The 6650-nt window shown below is 53.1% G+C and carries 6 protein-coding genes; 1 reads left to right on the forward strand and 5 read right to left on the reverse strand.

Annotation, left to right across the window (positions count from 1 at the left end; genetic code table 11):
• Positions 1-6 precede the first annotated feature (6 nt).
• A complete protein-coding gene (locus tag ACKWCC_RS14780; protein ID WP_413996725.1) occupies positions 7-1944 on the forward strand; it encodes an OmpA family protein in 1938 nt (645 codons plus the stop codon).
• Between the two features lie 120 nt (positions 1945-2064).
• Here ACKWCC_RS14780 and ACKWCC_RS14785 read toward each other — a convergent pair whose 3' ends face one another.
• The 5 genes from ACKWCC_RS14785 to ACKWCC_RS14805 form a co-directional block, all read right to left on the reverse strand.
• Entirely contained in the window at positions 2065-2382 is a 318-nt protein-coding gene (locus tag ACKWCC_RS14785) for a hypothetical protein (protein ID WP_413996726.1), read from the reverse strand.
• 148 nt (positions 2383-2530) lie between these two features.
• The gene (locus tag ACKWCC_RS14790) at positions 2531-2827 is read right to left on the reverse strand and encodes a hypothetical protein (protein ID WP_413996727.1); all 297 of its coding nucleotides are present in this window, start codon (positions 2825-2827) and stop codon (positions 2531-2533) included.
• 176 nt (positions 2828-3003) lie between these two features.
• The gene (locus ACKWCC_RS14795) at positions 3004-3858 is read right to left on the reverse strand and encodes a hypothetical protein (RefSeq protein ID WP_413996728.1); all 855 of its coding nucleotides are present in this window, start codon (positions 3856-3858) and stop codon (positions 3004-3006) included.
• 71 nt (positions 3859-3929) lie between these two features.
• On the reverse strand, positions 3930-6002 hold the full coding sequence (locus ACKWCC_RS14800) for a TonB-dependent receptor (protein ID WP_413996729.1): 2073 nt from the start codon (positions 6000-6002) through the stop codon (positions 3930-3932).
• A gap of 101 nt (positions 6003-6103) precedes the next feature.
• Positions 6104-6478 carry a hypothetical protein gene (locus ACKWCC_RS14805; protein WP_413996730.1) on the reverse strand — a complete coding sequence of 125 codons (375 nt, stop codon included), beginning with the start codon at positions 6476-6478 and terminating at the stop codon, positions 6104-6106.
• Positions 6479-6650: the final 172 nt, after the last annotated feature.

Genomic DNA, 6650 nt, shown 5'->3' on the forward strand with positions numbered 1-6650 from the left:
AAAGACATGAGAAAACATATATCATTTGCACTGTTATGTGCCGTGGGAACCTTTCTGGCCAGTGCCCAGGAAAGGGGATTGAAAAAAGCGGACGGCGATTTCAAGGAACACTCCTTTTACCAGGCCATAGAGAGTTATGAAAGCCTATTGGAAAAAGGGTATTCCAAAAAAGAGATCTACAAAAACCTGGGAAAATCGCACTATATGAACGCCAATTATCAAGAGGCGGCCAATTGGTACGAAAAACTGTTCTCAACGGACCCCGACCTGGAAGATGCGGAATCCATGTTCCAATATGCACAGGCCCTCAAGTCCCTGGAGAACTACGGCTCCTCTGATCGGTGGATGGAAAAACTGAAGGCCCTGGAGGCCAAGGACGGAAGGGTGGCAAAATGGACCGAAAATGCCGACTACCTGGACGCGATTGCCAAGAACTCCGGAAGGTACACCATCAAGAACGAGGCCTTCAACTCGGAATTCTCTGACTTTGCCCCCTCTTTCAAGGGGGACAGGCTGGTCTTTTCCTCGGCACGGGACTCCGGCATCACCAAGCGAAACATCCATACCTGGAACAACAGACCTTTTCTGGACCTCTACGAGACAAACGAGGCAACGGGCGGAGCGTTAAGTACGGCAAAAAAACTGGGAAAGGTGCTAAATAAGAAGACCCATGAGTCCTCATCGGCCTTCTCCAAGGACGGCAACACCGTGTTCTTTACGCGAAACAATTCCTCCAGGGGCAATTTTGAAAGGGACCAGGCCGGACTGAGCAGGCTCAAGATATTCAGGGCCGAGCGCAACGGGGACACCTGGGGCGCCCCAAAGGAACTTCCCTTTAACTCGGACGAGTATTCTGTGGCCCACCCTGCCCTGGGGCCGGATGAAAAGCAGTTGTACTTTGCCTCTGACATGCCCGGCACACTGGGCGCCTCGGACATTTTTGTCGTGGACCTACACGACGATGGCAGCTATGGAACGCCAAAAAACCTGGGCGGTACGGTGAACACGGAGGCCAGGGAGACCTTCCCCTTTGTTACCGCCTCCAACAAACTGTACTTTGCCTCGGACGGCCATCCCGGACTGGGCGGACTGGACATTTTTGCCACCGACCTGGAAGAAGGGTCCAACGGGCATATTGTGAACGTGGGGCGCGAAATCAACAGCGAACAGGACGATTTTTCCTTTATCATAAACGAGGACACCAAAAGCGGATTCTTTGCCAGTAACCGGGCAGGGGGCAAGGGAGATGATGACATTTATGGCTTTGTTGAGAACGTTCCGCTCGAGTTTGAGTGCAGCGCCATGGTGGCCGGCACCGTGAGGGACATCAAAACGGGAAGCGCCCTGGCCAATGCCTCCGTGTCCCTGAAAAACGCAGAGGGGGAGACCCTGGCCACCGCCACAACGGACGAAAACGGAATGTACCGTTTGGAGGGCGACTGTGAAGAGGGCGAATATGAGATCGTTGCCACCAAAGAGGGGTACGACCTGGCCAACGGCATGTTCACCAAAGAGGCCGGAAGCGACCTCACCGATGCCGACCTGGACCTGGGCAACAAGGTGACAGGGCCCGAAAAAGGAACCGATCTGGCGGCCTTGCTGGAAATTGAGCCCATTTATTTTGATTTTGACAAGTGGAACATCAGGGAAGATGCCCGGGAAAGCTTGGCCAAGGTCCTCGCCTACATGGAGCAAAACCCGGATGTGAGCATTGAAATAGGATCACATACCGACTCCAGGGGCAACGACGCCTACAACCAGCGACTCTCTGAACGGCGTGCGCAATCCACTATGGACTACTTGGTCCAGAATGGGATAGATGCCAACCGATTGACCGCCAAGGGCTACGGGGAAACGCAGCTCAAGAACGACTGTGGCAATGGCAGCGTGTGCTCCAGAGACCAGCACGAGCGCAACAGACGCTCCGAATTCATCGTGAGATAACCAATGGAATACCCTGTCCTTTGATGGGGGACACAACAACCAACCAACCAAGGAAAGGGTTGGGGCCAATACCGGCCCTGACCCTTTTTGTTTTGGAGGATAAAGGAACAGCAAAGGGTTTCATTTATTCTTTTGGATAAATTGACCGTCATCGCGCGGAGCCACCACAAAGGTGAAATCCGGCATTGAGACCAATGGCGACGCGGCCATCTGTTGAATCTGGAAACCCGAAACAAACAGATCGCTTCGTGCCCCGCGAAGACGGCCCGGTTTGGCCTTTGGCCGCATCTGAAAACCCGGAGGCGGCTCCTCCCCTTGATCGAGGAGGGGGTCTTTTGAGCTTCTTTCCTTAAAGAAACCATATTTCAGGGCAATCAGCCCCCCACGACAGAATAAAGTTCCCCCTTTGGGGGCTAGGGGGCCTTTCCCCTTGATCAAGGGGAGGTGGTTTTCCACTTCACTGTGGAAAAGCGGAGGGGTCCGCTCCGTGGGCACTTTGGGTCGTTCTTTTCCCCAGGCTCCCAGAGCGGGCTTCAACAGGACCTCATCGTTTGGATTTTAGGCTGAATTTGTACTTTCATTTGAATCAACCGAGATGGTGAGTAGCCACCACAAAGGTGAAATCCGGCATTGAGACCAATGGCGACGCGGCCATCTGTTGAATCTGGAAACCCGAAACAAACAGATCGCTTCGTGCCCCGCGAAGACGGCCCGGTTTGGCCTTTGGCCGCATCTGAAAACCCAGAGGCGGCTCCTCCCCTTGATCGAGGAGGGGGTCTTTTGAGCTTCTTTCCTTAAAGAAACCATATTTCAGGGCAATCAGCCCCCCACGACAGAATAAAGTTCCCCCTTTGGGGGCTAGGGGGCCTTTCCCCTTGATCAAGGGGAGGTGGTTTTCCACTTCACTGTGGAAAAGCGGAGGGGTCCGCTCCGTGGGCACTTTGGGTCGTTCTTTTCCCCAAGCTCCCAGAGCGTAATCCAAAAAAGCAGTTTTAGGTGATAAAAAAAGACCACCCCTTGCAGGATGGCCTTTCAACACAAATGAAAAAGGCAATGGGATTAAAACTCCAGTTCAAAGAACAGGCTGCTGGCTTCGTTATCTTCCGTGACTTCCTCCCCTTTTAGCACTGTGCCCTGCGGATCGATCAGCTGTAGATTTATTTTCCAATATCCGGTCATGGTCAGGGACAGTTTTCCTTTGTAGGTGCCCGTGGCCGCGTCATAGGTCAGGTCTTCATTGTTGGGAGAACTGTGATTGCCCATGCCGGGCATTCTGGGGTCAATTTTCAAGAAGTGATCGGGCACGGCAGGGAATTGCATCATGTTCTCCATGGTAAAGACCATGGCGGCAAAATCGTTCACCTTTACGGCTGGGGCCATGGGCATCATGGCCACAACATAGCGCTTGTCATCGGCCCCCATAAAACTGGCCACCCGTCTTTTATCGTCTTTCGGTGCCTTCACGGCGATCCGTTCGCTGGCGGTAAAGGTTTGGCCATCCAGCGTATATTCCAGGTTCAACTCCCAGTGCTCCTCTGCATTCCCCGGCATTTGAAACACGGTGAACCCCCGGTAAACACCGAGATCTTCGGTCTTGATGATGTCCGACTTTGGGCAGGAGTGCATCATGGAGGTCATGTGCATGATGGGGGTCTGTACAATTTCCGCATTGGACACGTAATTATCCGTGTTTTGGTCCTTTATGCGGTAAAACAGCTCATTGTAGCCAACGGTGTACTGGTCTTGGTCCGAGTAAACTTCGATCTTGTGGGCATTGGCCTCGATGGTGGTGAGCAGGTTAAACTCTTCCAGGGGGTTTTCAGCAAGGTTTATGGGGTCATTGTCTTCCTCGGTGCAAGACGTAAGGGCAATGGCTAAAAAAGCGATGGCGATGATGGGTTTTATGATCTTCATGATTTTTTGTTTTGTGCTCCGTTTTTTTTGATGGAGCGTTTGTTGCTTCTCGATTTGGTTCGATCTTTCTTTTAGTTTATGTTGTAGGAAACCGTGGCAAAGATGTTGCGCCCCATGCGCGGCAGGTTGTTCCAATCGGTATAGGTGGAGTAGAACGTATCAAAGATATTTTCCACGCCCGCCTTTACGAACACCTCATCATTGTTGAGGCGAAAGGTCTTGCCCACGGAGATGTTGAACACCGTGTAGGCATCCGTGCGGTCTTCCCCAAATTCGGGGTTAAAGTTCACTTGGTCCGCGGCCCCGCGCATGCTTACCGCCCCCGTGAAACCGTTGGAGGTGTACTGCACCGTGCCGCTGTAGGACAGTGGGCTTATAAAGGGCAGGTTCCGATTGTCTTGATCCACGCCCCGGTGGTAAGAGACCAGACCGCTGAACCGGAGCTGGGTGGTGAGGTCATATTCGCCGTTGAGCGAGACATTGTACAAATTGGCGTAATCCAGGTTTTTGTGGATTTTTACCCCATCTGCCCCTATGGTCATGGTGCTCAGGTCCGGATCAATTTCCCCTATGATGAAGTTGCGGGTGTGGAAAAAATTGCCCTCCAGCCCCAAATTCAACTTTTTTAGGGGGAAAAGCACCCTGGCATGGCCCTCCACGGCCTGTTCGTTTTTAAGGTCCGGATCTCCAATATAGTCGTGGTTGTCAAAACTGTTGAAGAGATAAAACCCAAACCCCTCGGAGACCGTGGGCGCCCGGTCTCCAAAAGAGAGTCCGCCCACCACGGAGAGCTTTTCCATTTCCTTTCGGTATTGCGCGGCCACGCTCTTTAGAAACCGGGTCTGCCGCGCTTCCATCTGCGGATGGAAAATGCGCAGGCTGTTCAGGCCAAGCTCATCTGCCACATGAAACCCCTGTACCGCCAAGCGCGTGCTCAGCTTTAAGGTGCTTTCCTTGAGCTTCAGGACGTTTTCTGCATAGATGCCACTGTTCAGGGTGCGCACATCCGGCCAAGTGAGCATGAACATGGGGATCTCGTTGGGGTTGTTGGGGTACATGGTCATCTCGGCCAGGGAGCGGTTGTAAAACCCGTCCCATTTGAGCATCAGGGTGTGCCTGCCGGTCTTGAGCTTGGCCTGGGTGTAGTACCCGTAGGTGTCGCTCCATCCTGGCATGTCCATCCGTATGGGCACGTCCGGCCGCTGGCTGTCGTCCATGACATGGGTAATGCTGTTGGCATAGAGCTTGGTCTCCCAATCCTGGAATTTTCCCAAGAACTCCTCCTGTACCCAGCTCACCGAGCCAATGAAGGCCCGGGCCAGGGAAACGTCCATGGGCAGGGCTGGGTAGCCCACGTCCACCGCTTCATCAAAGATAAAACTGGCCAACAATTTTTGTCCCTCGGCCACTTTGTAGCCCGTGTTCACGGAGAGGTTGTACTTGGTGAACTGGGAAAATGCGATTTCTTTGCCACCACCGGCCAGATAGTTTTCGGCTTTGCGGTAGATGATATCGGTATCGGCATAAAAACGTTCCCCGGAATAGTTGAGCTCCCCGCCAAGGACCTGGGCACTGTTGTTCCCCTCAAAACCGGTTTCCACGGCGGTGGTCCAGCCCAAAGGTCTAAAGTTGCTCTTTTCCAAGCGCATGTCCAAGGCCCCACCAATGGTGCTGCCGTGCTCCGCTCCCTGTTGGCCGCTGCTTACGGCAACACTGGAGAGGTTGGAGACATCCACATAGGCCGTAATGGGGTCCATACGGTCCGTACAGGCCCCGAAAATGCGCATCCCGTCTATGGTGATGGCCAGGCGTTCCGTGGTCATGTCATTCAATATGGGCTCCCAGGCATAGGCCCCGCGTTTGATCATGTTCACCCGGTTGGAAGACTCCAAATAGGCGTCCAAGGTGGCCAGCGGATGGTGTTGTTTTTGGTGCTCAAGGCCCTGTTTGCGCAAGGAAACAACAATGACCTCGTTCAAGTCTATGGGCAAAATGGAATCCTGGTACAGCACCACCTGGGGCCTTTCTTGCGATAACAGGGTGGGTGCCCACAGCAAAAGGGCAAGCAGCGGGACCAAAAGGAGTCCGCATGGCTTTGGGGCCACGACACGGACATGCCGTAGGCCCACGAATATGGTTTTCATCTTGAAACGGATTAAGGGGGATGGGTGATGTGTTTTGGGTACTGCCAAACCGCATATGGTGCTACCATACGGTCGGGGTCACGGTACGATCCAAAAAATGATCAGCCCAATTGTGGAGGGTGGGCAATGTCCGCAGGGTACGGCCCTTGCATGCATTTGGAAGGGGTCTTGAAATTGTCCTCTTTCCCAAACAGGGCCGGACCGGCAAGGTCATGGTCGGGGGCCGCCTCCAAAAAGACCAGCAGCACTTCTGCCGTGCCCCTATGCTCTTGGAAGGGGTTTTGCTGTTCCCGATCGGTGGCCTCTGCCAGCATTTTGGAGAGGTAGCACTTACCGTTGCATTCCAGCTCGGGCCGGTCCTTGTTCTCGCAGAGCACGTTCACAATATAGTCGTAATTGGCAATGTACTCGGCAATGGGCCACAAGGGCCTTGCGAGCATGGTCATTGCCACAAATAGGATTACGACACTTTTCATCTGTTGATGTTTATTTGTTGAGGTCGGTAATTAAACACCTATTAATTAAGGCTCTATCGTGTTTTGAGTGGGTAAGTTAGTAAATTGTTATTTTCGGGGGATGGAAAATTCCAAGGAAATATTCGCACTCGCCCTGGGTCTTACCGATCCGTGGTATATAAAGGAGATGTCC

It is taken from the genome of Maribacter aquimarinus (assembly GCF_047345505.1).
Taxonomy (GTDB): domain Bacteria; phylum Bacteroidota; class Bacteroidia; order Flavobacteriales; family Flavobacteriaceae; genus Maribacter.